General features: G+C 72.8%; 1 protein-coding gene. It reads left to right on the top strand.

The genetic code is table 11. The features are described 5' to 3' along the window. The first annotated feature begins 41 nt into the window (after positions 1 to 41). On the top strand, positions 42 to 17,066 hold the full coding sequence (locus tag ACH4G3_RS03020) for an SDR family NAD(P)-dependent oxidoreductase (RefSeq protein ID WP_397622788.1): 17,025 nt from the start codon (positions 42 to 44) through the stop codon (positions 17,064 to 17,066). Positions 17,067 to 17,100: the final 34 nt, after the last annotated feature.

Genomic DNA, 17,100 nt, shown 5'->3' with positions numbered 1-17,100 from the left:
GAATTGCGACTGTCTGAATCATGAAGGAAAGAGCTGTTCACATGACGACACGGCAAGACGGTTACGGGGAGAGTCAGGAACAGCCGGTTGCGATCGTCGGAGTTTCCTGCCGACTTCCCGGGGCGACCGGAACAGCAGATTTCTGGGATCTGTTGAGTGACAGCCGCAATTCGATAACCGAAATACCCGGTGACCGTCGGGACGGGATCTCACGTTCGGTTCGGTTGGACGGTGGCACCCGCTTCGGGGCGTTCCTGGACGCGGTCGGAGACTTCGACGCCGCCTTCTTCGGTATCTCCGCCCGGGAAGCCGCGGCGATGGACCCGCAGCAGCGGCTGGTACTGGAGCTGGCCTGGACGGCGTTGGAGGACGCCGGAATCGTCCCCGCCGACCTGGCGGGCACGGCCGCTTCGGTGTTCGTCGGATCGCTGCGCGACGACTACGCCGGCCTGGTGCTGAGCAGCGGCGACGGCGCGATCACGCAGCACACGAACACCGGTACGCACCGGGCGATCATCGCCAACCGTGTCTCCTACGCCCTGGACCTGCGCGGGCCGAGTGTCGTGGTGGACACGGCGCAGTCGTCGTCGCTGGTCGCGGTCCATCTGGCGGCCCAGAGCGTGCGATCGGGCGAATCACCCGTCGCCCTCGCGGCGGGGGTGAACCTCAACCTCCTCGCGGAGGGAGCGCTGGGGGCACAGCGGTTCGGTGGCCTCTCGCCGGACGGGCGCAGCTACGTCTTTGACGCCCGGGCCAACGGGTACGTGCGGGGCGAGGGTGCCGTGGTCATGGTGCTCAAGCCGCTGGCAGCGGCCCTGGCGGACGGGGACGACGTCTACGCGGTGATTCGCGGCAGCGCGGTGAACAACGACGGAGCCACCCCCGGCCTGACCGTGCCCGGCCCCGAGGCACAGGAGCGCGTGATCCGCGCCGCGTTCCGACGGGCGGACATCTCCCCGGAACAGGTGCAGTACGTCGAACTGCACGGCACCGGCACACCGGTGGGCGACCCGATCGAGGCGGCCGCCCTGGGTGCGGTCTTCTCGGCGCGGCGGGTGGACGGCAACGCCGAGGGCGACGACCCGCTGCTGGTGGGATCGGTCAAGACCAACGTCGGGCACCTCGAAGGTGCCGCCGGTATCACCGGGCTCCTCAAGACGGTGCTGGGCATCAGGCACCGCCGGCTGCCCGCGAGCCTGAACTTCGAGACCCCCAACCCGGACATCCCGCTCGACGACCTCGGTCTGCGGGTCAACACGGACCTCTCCGACTGGCCGCGCGCGGACCGGCCGCTGGTCGCCGGAGTCTCGTCGTTCGGTATGGGCGGCACGAACGCGCACGTGGTGGTGAGCGAACCGCCGGCGACCGGGCCTGCGGTTCCCGGGCGCCCGGCCGGCGAGCCGGACACCCGGCTGGTCCCGGTCCCCGTCTCGGGCAGGACACCGGCCGCTCTGCGGGCGCACGCCGCCCTGCTGCGGGACACCGGTATCCCACCGCACGACCTCGGGTACTCACTGGCGACGACCAGGACGGCGTTCCGGCACCGGGCCGTCGTCCTCGCCTCGAACGCCGAGGACCTGCGCACCGGCCTGGACGCGGTCGCGAACGGCGCACCCGCTCCGAACGTGATCTCGCAGCCGCCTGCCGAGCCCCGGCAGGACAGCGTGCCCGAGGCGCTCGTCGACCGGGACGACGACGGGGCGACCACGGAACTGACCGCTCTCGCCGCCGAGTTCGTCCGAGGCGCGGACGTCGACTGGGCGGCGGCGTTCGCGGGCGCCGGGGCCGGGCGCGTCCGGCTGCCCGGCTACCCGTTCCAGCGGGAACGGTTCTGGACCGGCGAGCACCGGACCACGGACCCGGCGGCCGGGCTTCCCGGCGGCTCCCGCCCGGCCGGCACGGACCCGGCTGCCCTGGTCAAGGCGCAGGTGGCGGCAGCGCTCGGCGCGGGCGACCCCGACGGCATCGAGCTGGACACGAACTTCCGGGATCTCGGGTTCTCGTCGCTGATGACGGTGGAACTGATCGAGAACCTGTCCGTCGCCACCGGGCGCACGCTGCCCAGCGGTCTGCTGTTCGACTACCCGACCCCCCAGGAGCTGATCGCCCACTTCACCGAGACCGGGATCGGGCCGGGGGACACCGGGCGGAGCGCGCACGCGCTCGCACCGGCCGGACGTGCGGGCTCCTCCGGCCGGGACGACGACGCGATCGCGATCGTCGGGATGGCCTGCCGGTTCCCGGGCGGGATCGAGTCCCCCGAGGACCTGTGGCGGGTCGTGTCCGAGGAACGGGACGTGATCGGTTCGTTCCCGACCGACCGGGGCTGGCAGCCCGGCGACGGTTATGCGCGGGTCGGCGGTTTCCTGGACACCGCTGCCGAGTTCGACGCGGCGTTCTTCGGCATCTCCCCCAGGGAGGCGCTGGCCATGGACCCGCAGCAGCGGCTCCTGCTGCAGACCGGCTGGGAAGCCCTGGAACGGGCCGGCATCGACCCCAAGTCCCTGCGGGGCAGCCGTACCGGCGTGTTCGTCGGCGGTACCGCCTCCGACTACGGCCCCCGCATGCACGAGGCGGGAGACGACGTCAAGGGCTATGTGCTGACCGGGACCACGACGAGTGTCCTGTCGGGCCGGATCGCCTACCAGTTCGGGTTCGTCGGGCCGACCCTCACCGTGGACACGGCTTGCTCGTCGTCGCTGGTCGCACTGCACCTGGCGGTCCGGGCGCTGCGCGACGGTGACGCGTCGGCGGCGCTCGCCGGCGGCGTGACCGTGATGGCCACGCCGGGTATGTTCGAGGAGTTCTCCCGGCAGCACGGGCTGGCCGCCGACGGGCGGTGCAAGCCGTTCTCGGCCGACGCCGACGGCACCGGCTGGGCCGAAGGCGTGGGCATGCTGGTGCTGGAGCGGTTGTCGGACGCCCGGCGCAGCGGTCACCCGGTGCTCGCCGTGATCCGGGGCAGCGCGATCAACTCCGACGGTTCCTCCAACGGGCTGACCGCGCCCAGTGGTCTGTCCCAGCAGCGGCTGATCAACGCCGCGTTGGCCGACGCCGACCTGAGCGGCGCCGAGGTGGACCTGCTGGAGGCACACGGGACCGGCACCTCGCTCGGCGACCCGATCGAGGCGGACGCGATCCTCGCCGCCTACGGGCAGGACCGGGACGCACCGCTGTACCTGGGGTCGCTGAAGTCGAACCTCGGCCACACCCAGGCCGCCGCCGGAGTCGCCGGCGTGATCAAAGTCGTGCAGGCCATGCGGCACGAGGTCCTGCCGCGCACCCTGCACGCCGAAGTCCCGACCTCCCGGGTGGACTGGGCGTCCGGCCAGGTCGAGTTGCTGACGCGCGCCAGGCAATGGCAGCGGACCGGCCGGCCGCTGCGCGCCGCGGTGTCCGCGTTCGGGATCAGCGGCACGAACGCCCACATCGTCCTCGAGCAGGGGGAGAAGACCCCGACCGCGGTGGTGTTCACCGGTCAGGGGGCGCAGCGCCCCGGGATGGGGCGGGAACTGTACGCGGAGTTCCCGGTGTTCGCACGCACCCTCGACGAGGTGTGCGCCGCGTTCGACCCCTATCTGGACCAGCCGCTGAAGGAGCTGATGTTCCGTGCCGGATCCGGCACGGACGCGGAGCTGAACCAGACCCGCTACACCCAGCCGGCCCTGTTCGCCTTCGAGGTGGCGCTGGCCGCGCTGGCCGCCGAGCACGGACTGGTCGCCGACCTGCTCGCCGGGCACTCCATCGGGGAGCTGGCCGCCGCCTACGTGGCCGGGGTGTTCTCCTTGGCGGACGCGGCGAAACTGGTGGCCACCAGGGGCCGGCTGATGCAGCAGGCCCGCTCCGGCGGGGCGATGATCGCCGTGGAGGCCGCTGAGGCCGAGATCGCCGAGACCCTGGTCGACGGGGTCGTGGTGGCCGCGATCAACGGCCCGGTGTCGGTCGTGCTCGCCGGGGACGCCGAGGCCACCGAAGCCGTGGCGGCCGGCTGGCGGGAACGCGGGCGCAGGGTCACCCGGCTGACCGTCAGCCACGCCTTCCACTCCCCCCACATGGACGACGTGCTCGACGAGTTCCGGGCGGTGGCCGAGTCGATCGACTACCGGCCGCCCCGGATACCGGTGATCTCCACGGTGACCGGGCGGCCGCTGCCCGCCGATGTGACCGGGTACGCCGAGCACTGGGTCACCCAGATCCGCGGCACCGTACGGTTCCACGACGCCGTGTCGGCCCTGCGCGAAGCCGGTGCCGCCGTGTTCGTCGAGGCCGGACCGTCGGCCGCGCTGACCCCGCTGATCAGGTCTGCCGGGATCACCAGGGTCGTTCCGCTCGGCAGGTCCACCGGGCCCGAGACGGACGTCTTCGTCTCGGGTCTGGCCCGGGCCCACGGCGAGGAGCCCACCCACCCCTTCCGCCGGGACCGGTACTGGCTGCCGCCGCGGCGGGCGCACGGCACCTCGGGGCATCCGCTGCTCGACTCGGTGGTGGAGCTGGTCGACCGGGACGAAGTGGTGCTGGCGGGCTCCGTCTCGTCGGCCGAGCACCCCTGGCTCGCCGGGCACGTGGTCAACGGCTCGCCCCTGCTGCCCGGAACGGCGTTCCTGGATCTGGCGCTGTTCGCCGGGGAGCGCGTGGGACTGCCCGAGGTGGCGGACCTGACGCTGGAGAGTCCGCTCGAACTGCCCGGCTCCGGCTCCGCGCAGATCCAGGTCACCGTGCACGGCCGGCAACTGGCGATCCACTCCCGGCGGGACGGGGAGCAGGAGTGGACCCGGCACGCGTCCGGACTGCTCCTGGACTCCGGCCCGGACCTCGATGCGGCCGACCGGCTGGAGTGGCCCCCCGAGGGCGACCCGGTGCCGGTCGAGGACGCCTACGAACTCCTCGCCGACCGCGGGTACGACTACACCGGACAGTTCCGCGGACTGCGGTCGGCGTACCGGGACGGCGACACCGTGTACGCCGAGGTCCGGTTCCCCGACGAACACCTCGGTTCGGGACCGGGGTTCATGCTCCACCCGGCGCTGGTGGACGCGGTGCTGCACCCGATCGTGCTGGGTCTGGTCGACGGCGGGGAGGCGATGCGCCTGCCGTTCTCGTGGAGCGGGGTGCGCACGCACACCGGCGCCGTCGGTGGAACGGAACTGCGCGCCCGTATCACGCCGGCCGGTGGCGACACCTACGAACTGCTGCTCGCCGATGCGACGGGTGCTCCGGTGGCCACCGTCGACGGACTGGCCTTCCGGGCGGCCTCCCGCGACAGCTCCGGCACCTCCCCGATGTACGAGCTGATCTGGCGGCGCGAGGGCACCGCCCGGGCCGGGAGCACGACCGCCGGCGATGACGCCCTCCGGCCCACCGTCGTGGAGGTCGCCCCGGCCGATGGCCCGGCGAGCGCGGCCGCCCGGTCGCTCCGGGAGATCCAGGAATGGGTGGCCGCCGAACACGACCGGGGAGACCGGCTGGTTCTGGTCACCCGGAACGCGGTGGCCGTCGCACCGGGTGAAGCGGTCACCGATCCGGCCGCGGCCGCGGTGTGGGGCCTGGTGCGAACCGCCCAGAACGAGTACCCGGACCAGGTCGTCGTGGTGGACGTCCCGGGCACCGTCGCCGCGGAGGCGGCGGCAGCCGCGATCGACGCCGCGGTGCGGACCGGGGAGTCCCAGATCGCCGTGCGGGACGGCGAAGTCCTGGTCCCCCGGCTGGCGAAGGCCGCCGGTACCGACAAAGCCGGTGCCGGCGAGCCCGGATTCGGGTGGAATCCCGACGGCACTGTCCTGATCACCGGTGGCACGGGCGGACTGGGCGCGTTGTTCGCCAGGCACCTCTACCACCGCCACGGTCTGCGCAACCTGCTGCTGGTCAGCCGCCGCGGCCCGGACGCGCCCGGTGCCGCCGAGCTGACGGCGGAACTGGACGGCGCGCAGGTGGTCGCCGTGGACGTGACGGACCGGGCGGCCCTGGCCGGACTGATCGACGGCATTCCGGCCGACGCGCCGCTGACCGCGGTGATCCACGCGGCCGGAGTCCTCGACGACGCCACGGTCACGGCGTTGACCGAGGAGCGGATCGGCACGGTCATGGCGGTCAAGGCGGACGCCGCGCGGTACCTGCACGAACTGACCGCGGACCTGGACCTCGACGCCTTCGTCCTGTTCTCCTCGATCTCCGGTCTGCTCGGCACGGCGGGTCAGGCCAACTACGCCGCCGCCAACACCTACCTGGAGGCCCTGGCCGCGCAGCGCCGCGCCCTCGGCCTGCCCGGGACGTCACTGGCCTGGGGCCTGTGGCAGGAGGGCATGGGCCAGTCCCTCGGTGAATCCGACATCAACCGCTGGACCCGGTCCGGGGTGGCGCCGCTGACCGCCGAGCAGGGACTCGCCCTGTTCGACGAAGCGATGGCCGGGGACTCGGCGTTGCCGGTCCCCGCGATCCTGCAGCCGTCCGGCCTGTCCGGCACCGACCCCGTGCCGGCCGTGCTGGGCGGCCTGGTCAGGCGGCGCCGGAAGCCGGCCGGGACCGCACCGGCCGGGCAGGCGGGGCAGGTGCTGACCGAGAAGCAGGCCCGGGAACTCGTACGGGCCACCACGGCCGCGGTGCTCGGCCTGCCGAACCCGAACTCGCTCGATCTGAGCAAGGCGTTCCGGGAGCAGGGGTTCGACTCGCTGGCCGGCGTCGACCTCCGCAACCGGCTGATCGCGGCCACCGGGCGTCAGCTCCCGGCCACCCTGGTCTTCGACCACCCCACACCACAGGCGCTGGCCGCCCATCTGGCAGAGGACGCGAACACGGCTCCGGGCGAGGAGCGGGCCGGTGGCGCGAGGCGGCGGGGGAAGGCCAGGAGCCGGACCGACGAGCCGATCGCGATCGTCGGTATGGCCTGTCGCTACCCCGGTGGGGTCCGCTCGGCCGACGACCTGTGGCGGCTGGTGCTGGACGGGCGGGACGCGATCTCCGAGTTCCCGACCAACCGGGGATGGGATCTGGACGGGCTGTACCACCCCGATCCGGACCACCTCGGCACCAGCTACACCAGGCAGGGCGGGTTCCTGCACGACGCGGACCTGTTCGACGCGGCGTTCTTCGACATGTCGCCGCGTGAGGCACTGGCCACCGACCCGCAGCAGCGGTTGCTGCTGGAGACGGCGTGGGAGACGTTCGAGGACGCCGGAATCGACCCGGCGGCCCTGCGCGGGAGCCGGACCGGCGTGTTCACCGGCGTGATGTACGACGACTACGCCTCCCGGCTTCCGGCCACCCCGCGGGAGGTGGAGGGCTTCCTGCTGGCGGGCAACACCTCCAGCGTGGTCTCCGGGCGGCTGGCGTACAGCTACGGGCTGGAGGGACCGGCCATCACCGTGGACACCGCGTGCTCGTCGTCGCTCGTCGCGCTGCACCTGGCCGCGAACGCGCTGCGCTCGGGTGAGGTGGATCTGGCCCTGGCGGGCGGTGTCACCGTGATGGCCGGGCCGAGCACCTTCGTGGAGTTCTCCCGGCAGAAGGGGCTGTCCGCCGACGGCCGGTGCAAGTCGTTCTCGGCCGACGCCGACGGTACGGGCTGGTCGGAGGGCGTCGGCCTGCTGCTGGTGGAACGGCTCGAGGACGCCCGCCGCAACGGGCATCAGGTGCTGGCGGTGCTGAGGGGTTCCGCCGTGAACTCCGACGGTGCCTCCAACGGGCTGACCGCGCCCAACGGCCCTTCCCAGGAACGGGTGATCCGGTCCGCCCTCGCCGACGCCGGCCTGTCGAGCGGTGACATCGACCTGGTCGAGGCGCACGGCACCGGTACCCGGCTCGGTGACCCGATCGAGGCACAGGCCCTGCTGGCCACGTACGGGCAGGACCGCGACGAACCCGTGCGCCTGGGTTCGCTGAAGTCGAATCTCGGGCACGCCCAGGCCGCCGCCGGCGTCGGCGGGGTGATCAAGGTGGTACAGGCGATGCGGCACGGCATCCAGCCGCGCACCCTGCACCTCGGCGAGCCGTCGCCGCACGTGGACTGGTCCGCGGGTTCGGTCGAGCTGCTCGCCGAACGACAGGACTGGCCGGACCTCGGCCGGCCACGCCGGGCCGCGGTGTCCGCGTTCGGGATCAGCGGCACCAACGCCCACGTGATCCTGGAGCAGGGCGAAGGCGTCGCGAGTCCCACCGGCACGGCGACCGGGCCTTCCGGCCCGGGGGATCAGCTCTACGCCGGTCGCCCGATGGTGCCGCTGGTGCTGTCGGCACGGACCGAACAGGCCTTGCGCGTGCGGGCCGCGCAGCTGCGGACCCATCTGGAGGACCACCCCGGCCTCGACCTCGTCGACGTCGCCGGCACCCTGGCCGCCCGGCGCGCCCGGCTGGATCAGCGGGCCGTCGTGCTCGGTGCCGACCGGGAAACCCTGCTGCGCGGGCTCGACGCCCTCGCGGCGGGCACGTCCGGTGCGCCGGGAGTGGTGCGGGGGAACGGAACGGGCCGAGGCGCGACGGCGTTCCTGTTCACCGGGCAGGGGGCGCAACGGACCGGGATGGGACGCGAGTTGTACGAGCGGTCCGCGGTTTACCGCGCCGCGTTCGACGAGGTGTGCGCGCATCTCGATCCGGTACTCGACCGGCCGCTGCGCGTCGTCCTGTTCGCCGAGCCGGAGAGCGCGGATTCCGCCCTGCTCGACCAGACGGCGTACACCCAGGCGGCGTTGTTCGCCGTGGAGGTGGCGCTCCACCGGTTCGCCGAGCACTACGGCGTCACCCCCGACTACCTGCTCGGGCATTCGGTCGGCGAGGTGGTGGCGGCGCATGTCGCCGGGGTGTTCGACCTGCGCGACGCCTGCCGCCTGGTCGCCGCCAGGGGCGCCGCGATGCAGTCCGCCCGCGACGACGGGGCGATGGCGGCGCTGGAGGCCACGGAGGAGGAGGTGCTCGACTCCCTGGTGGCCGGGGCGGCGATCGCCGGGGTGAACGGTCCGCGGGCCGTGGTGGTGTCCGGCGACGACGACGCCGTGGCGGCGGTGATCGAGCACTGGTCGAGCCGGGGCAGGCGGACCCGACGGCTCTCGGTCAGCCACGCCTTCCACTCGCCGCACATGGACGAGGTGCTGGCCGGCTTCCGGGCCGAGCTGGACACCGTCACCTTCCACGAGCCGCGCATCCCGGTCGTGTCGAACGTGACCGGGCAGATCGCCACCACCGAGCAACTGACCTCACCGGACTACTGGGTGGCCCATGTCCGGCAGGCGGTCCGGTTCTTCGACGGCGTGCGAACCCTGCGGCAGAACGGTGTCACCGAATTCGTCGAACTGGGCCCGCACGCGGTACTGACCGCGATGGTCTCCCAGGCGGTCGCGGACGAGGAGGCCGAGGGCGGCATCGGCGTCACCGTGCCGATGCTGCGGTCCGGACGCAGTGACGCGGAGACCGCGTTCGCCGCGCTCGCCGCCCTGCACGTCCGGGGTGTGCCGCTCGACTGGTCGGCGGTGCTCCCGGCGACCGAGCTGGTCCCGCTGCCGCGGTATCCGTTCCAGCACCGCCGGTACTGGCTGGAGACACCCTCCGCCGCGTACCCCCTGCTGGGCACAGTGGTGGACCTCGTCGACGGCGGGACCCTGCTGACCGGCGAGATCGGAGCCACCGGATGGATCGGCGACCACCGGATCCGCGGTGAGGTCGTCGTGCCCGGCACCGCGTTGCTGGACATGGCGTTGCGCGCCGGGGCGTGGGTGGGCTGCCCGACGGTTGCCGAACTGACCCTCGCCACGCCACTGGTCCTGCCCGAGGACGGGACCGTCTCCGTACAGATCCAGGTCGACGCCCCCGACGCGAGTGGCGGACGGTCGGTGCTCATCCACTCCAGGCCCGCTCCGTCCGGGGCCGATGAGTGGACCGAGTGGACGCGGCACGCCCACGGGGTTCTCGTTCCCGGGCCGCAGTCGCCCCCGGCCGAGCCCGAACGGGCCGGAGCCGAGGTCGAACTGGCCGGGGTGTACCAGCGGCTGGCCGAGCACGGCTACGACTACGGCCCGGCGTTCCAGAACCTCCGGGCGGTGCGCCGGGACGGTGAGGACCGGTTCGTCGAGGTGGAACTTCCCCAGCGGTACCGGGCCGAGGCGAGCCGTTTCGGCGTGCACCCCGCACTGCTCGACGCGGTCCTGCACGTGCTGCTCCCCGGGGTGGCCGACTCCGGCGCCGAAGCGGTTCTGCCGTTCTCCTGGACCGGGGTGACGCGTCATACGACCGGTGCGACGGCGTTGCGGGCCCGGGTCTCGGTGCGTGGCAACACGGCGAGTCTGGTGGTCCACGACGAGCACGGCCACGCGGTGCTGACGGTGGACGAACTGGCACTGCTGCCCATCGGCGGGAGTCACGCGCCGGCGGGGATGCACACGGTGGTGTGGCGGGATTCCGCCGGCCCCGACGGCTCTGCCGAACCGGCCGTAGCGCACCGCGTACCGGCGGGGCCGCTCGCGAAGGAGGATCCCGGGCGGGACGTCCCGGCAGCGGCGAAGGCCGCGGTGCATTCCGTCCTCGGTGCGCTCCGCGAGATCCTCTCCGGGGAGGACGAGCGCAGGCACGCCTTCGTGATCACCCCGGATCTGTCGCACGCCGCGGTTCGCGGACTGGTCCGGAGTGCCCAGTCGGAGAATCCGGGCAGGTTCGTGCTGATCGAGGCCGGGGAGTCGGCCACCGAGGAGCAGCTCGACACCGCTCTTCGCACGTCCGAGCCGGAAATGGCGATCCGCGACCACAGGATCCTGGTGCCCCGGCTGGCCCGGCCGGCCGGTGGTCCGGCGAGTGTCCCGGACACCCGCGTGGACTGGAGCGCGGGCCCGGTGCTGATCACCGGGGCCACCGGAACCCTCGGTACCGTTCTGGCCAGGCACCTGGTCGTGAAGCACGGGGCGCGGAACCTCGTGCTGGTCAGCCGGCGCGGTGAAGCCGCGCCCGGCGCGAGCCGACTCCAGGCCGAGCTGGCCGGCCTCGGTGCCGCCGTGAGCCTGGTGGCCGCCGATGTGACCGACCGGCAAGCCCTCGAGCGGGTGTTCGCCGAGCACGAGCCGGCCGCGGTGGTGCACACGGCGGGAGTCGTCGCCGACGCCACCCTGACCGGGCTGACCGCCGAACAGATCGACACGGTGCTGCGCCCGAAGGTGGATGCGGCATGGCACCTGCACGACCTGGCCGGTGACAGGCCTCTGGTCCTGTACTCCTCGGTCGCCGGGCTGATCGGTACGGCGGGCCAGGCCAACTACGCGGCGGCCAACACGTTCCTGGACGCCCTCGCCGAGCACCGCCGTGGGCGTGGCCTGCCCACGCTCTCCCTCGCCTGGGGCCTGTGGGCGCAGTCCAGCGGCGTCTCCGAGCAGTTGACCGACGCCGACCTCCACCGCCTGGCCCGCACGGGTCTGCGGCCACTGGACACCGACGAGGCGCTCGGCCTGTTCGACGCCGCCCTCGAAACGGTCACCGGCACCGGTTCCCCGGTTCTGGCCCTGACTCGGTTCGACCGCTCCGCGCTGCGAGGCCGGACGGACCTCCCGGGGCTGCTGCGCGACCTGGCCGGACCGGCCGCGGCCACGACACCGACGGCTGCGCGGGGCGGCGAGCGGCGCGGAGCGGACACCACGTCGCCTGCCCCGGAGCTCGACCCCGCCGGACTCCGGGACATCGTTCGCGGCCAGATCGCCGCGGTCCTGGGCTACGGCGACCCGGCCGAGGTCGAGGAGAACCGCTCGTTCAGCGAACTCGGTTTCGACTCGCTCACCGCGGTCGAACTCCGCAACCAACTGAGCACCGCCATCGGCCGACGGCTGTCCGCGACCGTGGTGTTCGACCACCCCACCCCCGCCGCGCTGACCGAACACCTGCTGAGCCTGGTCGCGGCCGAGGAGCCGTCGCTCAGCCCGGACAGCACACGGGCGGGCAGGGCCGAGGAGGCCCACGACGAGCCGATCGCGATCGTCGGGATGGCCTGCCGGTACCCGGGCGGCGTCACCTCCCCCCAGGACCTCTGGCAGTTGGTCGCCGACGGCCGGGACGCCACCTCGGAGTTCCCGGTGAACCGGGGCTGGCCGAGCGATCTCCATCACCCCGATCCGGACCACCCCGGCACCTCCACCACCAACCGGGGCGGATTCCTGCACGACGCCGACCTGTTCGACGCGGAGTTCTTCGGCATGTCGCCGCGAGAGGCGCTGGCCGTGGACCCGCAGCAGCGACAACTGCTGGAAACCACCTGGGAGGCGGTCGAACAGGCCGGTCTGGACCCGCAGGACCTGCGCGGCAGCCGGACCGGTGTGTTCGTCGGCGTCATGTACAGCGACTACGGCTCCCGGCCGGACCTGCCACCGGACGGCGTCCAGGGATACCTGTACAGCGGCAGCGCGGGCAGCATCGCCTCCGGCAGGCTCGCCTACACCTTCGGGTTCGAGGGGCCGACCCTCACCGTGGACACCGCGTGTTCGTCCTCGCTGGTCGCGGTGCACCTGGCCGCGAGCGCGCTGCGGCGCGGGGAGTGCGAACTCGCCGTGGCGGGCGGCGCGACGGTGATGTCCACACCGACGGCGTTCGTCGAGTTCTCCCGCCTGCGCGGGCTGGCCGAGGACGGCCGGTGCAAGTCGTTCTCGGACGATGCCGACGGCACCGGATGGTCCGAGGGCGCCGGCATGCTGCTGCTGGAGAAGCTGTCGGACGCCCGGCGCAACGGGCACCGGGTGCTCGCCGTCCTGCGCGGCTCGGCGGTGAACTCCGATGGTGCCTCGAACGGGTTGACCGCGCCGAACGGCCCCGCCCAGGAGCGGGTCATCCGGGCCGCGCTCGACGCCGCCGAGGTGGACCCGGCGGATGTCGACCTGGTGGAGGCGCACGGCACCGGAACGAAGCTCGGTGACCCGATCGAGGCACAGGCCGTGATCGCCACCTACGGACGTGACCGGGAGAACCCGGTGCTGATGGGTTCGCTGAAGTCGAACATCGGGCACGCCCAGGCGGCCGCGGGAGTCGGCGGCATCATCAAGGTCGTCCAGTCCATGCGGCACGGGATCGCCCCGGCGACCCTGCACGTGGGTACACCGTCCCGGCACGTCGACTGGTCCGAGGGCCGGATCGAGCTGCTGACCGAGGCCCGTCCGTGGCCACGCGGGGAGCGTCCCCGCCGGGCCGGGGTGTCCTCCTTCGGGTTCGGCGGCACCAACGCCCACGTGATCATCGAGGAGGCCGAGGCCGAAGCGTCCCCGAGCCCGGCGGCTCCGGCCGCACCCGCGCTGCCGTGGGTACTGTCCGCCCGCAGCCGGCAGGCCCTCGTGGAACAGGCGGAGCGGGTCGCCTCCCTGTCCACCGTGGACGAGTCGTTCACCCTGGCCACCCGTTCCGCGATGCCGTACCGGATCGCGGCGACGAGCCCGCAGTCCCTCAGGGACGCGGTGCCGGTGCGGGTGGCAGGAGGCCGGCTGGCCTTCGCGTTCACCGGCCAGGGAGCGCAGCGCATCGGTATGGGCCTGGAACTGGCCGACGCCTACCCGGTGTTCGCGGCGGCGTTCGACGAGGTCTGCGGGCACTACGACGCTTCGCTGCGCGCGGTGGTGCAGGAGGCGATCGCGTCCGGGGCGGGCCTGGACGAGACCGGTACGGCACAGCCCGCGCTGTTCGCCGTCGAGGTCGCGTTGTTCCGCCTGGTGGAGTCCTGGGGGATCCGGCCGGACCTGGTACTCGGGCATTCCATCGGCGAGCTGGCCGCCGCGCACGTGGCCGGGGTGCTGTCGCTGCCGGACGCGGCCCGGCTGGTCGCCGCCCGTGGCAGCCTCATGCAGGCCCTGCCGAGCGGCGGGGCGATGGTCGCCGTCGAAGCGGGCATCGACGAACTGGAGGGGCTGGACCTGCCCGCCGGGGTGGCGATCGCCGCGGTCAACGGTCCCGGCTCGATCGTGTTGTCCGGTGCGGAGGCGGCGCTGCTGTCCTTCGTCGAGGAGGAGTTCACCGGCCGGGGGCGGCGCACCAAGCGGCTCTCGGTCAGCCACGCCTTCCACTCCCCGCTGATGGAGCCGATGCTGGAGGACTTCCGGGCGGTCGCCCGGGAACTCACCTACAGCGCCCCGGAGATCCCCGCGATCTCCACGGTCACCGGACGGCACGCCGAGGAGTGGACGGACCCCGAGTACTGGGTGAACCAGGTCCGGGCGACCGTCCGGTTCCACGAAGCGGTGTGGACCGCACGGGACGAGGGTGTGCGCACCGTGCTGGAGGTGGGGCCCGACGCGGTGCTCACCGGAATGATCGCGGCGGGCTTCCCCGCCGACGAGGCCGGCAACCCGGCCGCCGTACCGCTGCGGCGGGCGGGCAGGTCCGAGCCGGACACCGTCGCGGCGGCTCTCGGCACCCTGTTCACCAGGGGTGTGGAGGCCGACTGGCGCGCGGTGTTCCCCGGCGCCGAGCCCGTCGACGTGCCCACGTACGCGTTCCAGCGCAAGCGGTTCTGGCTCACCCCGGCCGGACGGGCCGACGTGACCGGCGCCGGTCTGCGCTCCGCGGAGCACCCGTTGCTGGGCGCGGCGGTCGACGTGGCCACGGCCGACCCCGCAGGGGGCACCACCGTGTCGACCGGCCGGCTGTCCCTGTCCACCCACCCGTGGCTGGCCGACCACCGGGTGGACGGTGTCGTGATCGTGCCCGGTACCGCGTTGGTCGAACTCGCCGCGTCGGCGGGCCCGATAGCGCAGTTCACCATCACCGAACCGGTGGTCGTACCGGACACCGGCGCGCTCAGCCTCCAGATGGTGGTGGACGGCACCGAGGTCACGCTCTTCTCCCGGAGCGAGGAGGCCGGCTCGGACGACCTGCCCTGGACCAGGCACGCCGCCGGGACCCTCGACACCGGGCAGCACCGGGCCGTCGCGCACGCCGAGCCCTGGCCGGACGACCTGACGGAGATCGACCTCACCGGTGTGTACGACCGGGTCGCGGAACACGGCTACCGGTACGGTCCCGCCTTCCAGGGGCTGCGGCTGCTGTGGCAGCGCGACGAGGAACTGTTCGCCGAGGTCGGGGCAGCTGAGGAACTGGCCGGATCCGCAGCGGAGTTCGCCATGCACCCGGCGTTGCTGGACGCGGTCCTGCATCCGCTGCTGCCCGACGTCGCCGGTGCCCGTCCTGCCGCACTGCCGTTCGCCTGGGCCGGGGTGCGTTTCCACGCCGCGCCCTCCATGACGGACCGGTCGGCCGTGCGGGCCCGGATCACTCCTACGGGCCCGGACGCGGTGCGCCTGCTGGTGACCGACACCGACGGCCACGTCCTGGTCGAGGTGGACGAGCTGGTACTGCGTCCGTTCACCGGGCTGCTGACCGGCGCCCCGGCCGGCGAGAACCTGCTCCACACCCCGGTCTGGCGCGAGTTGGACCTGTCCGGGGCAGCTGCCGACGCACCGGCGGACGGAGCCGAGTACGAGGTGGTGCAGGTCGATTCCGGTGCGGGTGACCTGCCGCGACGCGCCCGGCACGCCGTGCACCACACCCTCGGTGTGCTGCGTGACCGGCTGGCGGACGACACCACCGGAAACCTCGCCGTCGTGGTCGGCTCGGACCTCGCCCACGCGGGTGTCCGGGGCCTGGTCCTCAGTGCCGCGACGGAACACCCCGGCCGGTTCGTGCTGGTGGACCACCCGGACTGGGACGGTGCCGCCGATGTCCGGGACACCGTCAAGCAGCTCCTGTCCAGGGCCGCCAGCGGTGACGAGCCGCAGCTACGGGTGCGCGAAGAGCAGGTTCTCGTCCCGAGGCTGATCAGGTACAGGCGAGCGGCCGAGCCCCGGCCTGAAGATCCGCAGAGCCCGGCGGGCACCGCGATCCCCTGGGGCGAGGGCACCGTCATGATCACTGGTGCGAGTGGTGCCCTGGGCACGGCACTGGCCGGTCACCTGGTGGAGCGGCACGGCGTGCGATCGCTGTTGCTGGTCAGCCGGAGCGGGGCTGTTCCGGAGCTCGATGCCTCGGCGGGCGACGTCGAGATCATCGCGGCAGCCTGCGACGTCACCGACCGCGACGCACTGGCCGCACTCGTCGGCCGCCACCGGCCTGTCGCCTTCGTCCATGCCGCCGGGACGCTGGCGGACGGCACGGTGGACGGTCTCACTCCCGAGCAGGTCGACACCGTACTGCGGCCCAAGATCGATGCCGCCTGGCACTTGCACGAACTGGCCGGGGACAACCCCTTGGTGCTGTACTCCTCGATCGCCGGGCTGCTCGGCAACGCGGGCCAGGCCAACTACGCGGCCGGGAACACCTTCCTGGACGGCCTGGCCGAGTACCGCCGCTCACTCGGCCTCCCCACGGTCTCGCTGGCCTGGGGACTGTGGGAGACCGGGATGGGCGACGGGCTGTCCGAAGCGGACCTGAGGCGGATCCGGACACTGGGGCTGCGTCCCATCACGGTGGCGGACGCGCTGGCGGCCTTCGACGTCGCCACCGCGGACATCACCGGCTCGCAGGCCACCGACGCCGGGAACCCGGTGTTCGCCGTGACCGGAATCGACCGGGCGGCTCTCGGTGCCGCCGCGAACCAGCCCGCTGTGCTGCGGGATCTCGCGCCCCGTCGCCGGCAGGCCGCGGCATCCGGCGCCCACCGGCCCATGCCCGCCGAGCCCCGGGCCGGCCTCCAGTGGGATCAGCCGGGTGCCGTGCTCGACCTGGTCCGCCGCGAGGTCGCCACGGCGCTGGGACACGACAACGCGTCCGCGATCGCGTCCGACGTGCCGTTCACGGAATTGGGCTTCGACTCGCTGACGGCGGTCGAACTGCGTAACCGGCTCGCAGCGGTGACCGGTGAACGGCTGCCGACGACGCTGGTGTTCGACTATCCGACCCCGGCCACCTTGGCCGAAAACCTGCGCAGCATTCTGGCGGCCAGGCAAACCGCGCCTCTCCTCGACCAACTGGAGACGTTGATTCGCGACGGACGACTCGCCTCCGAGGAAGTGGAAAGGCTTCGGCAACTGCTCGGCGGCACGGCGACCGGCCCGATCTCGGACGAGCAGCTCGAAAAGGATCTGGACGATGTGGCCGACGAGGAGTTGTTCGCTTTGGTCGACGAACTCGACTGAGATTCGACTGATATTCCCCGCGACAAGAAGCAGC

Source organism: Streptomyces afghaniensis, assembly GCF_044327915.1.
Taxonomy (GTDB): Bacteria; Actinomycetota; Actinomycetes; order Streptomycetales; family Streptomycetaceae; genus Streptomyces; species Streptomyces afghaniensis.
This window is presented reverse-complemented; position numbering and strand designations above follow the sequence as displayed.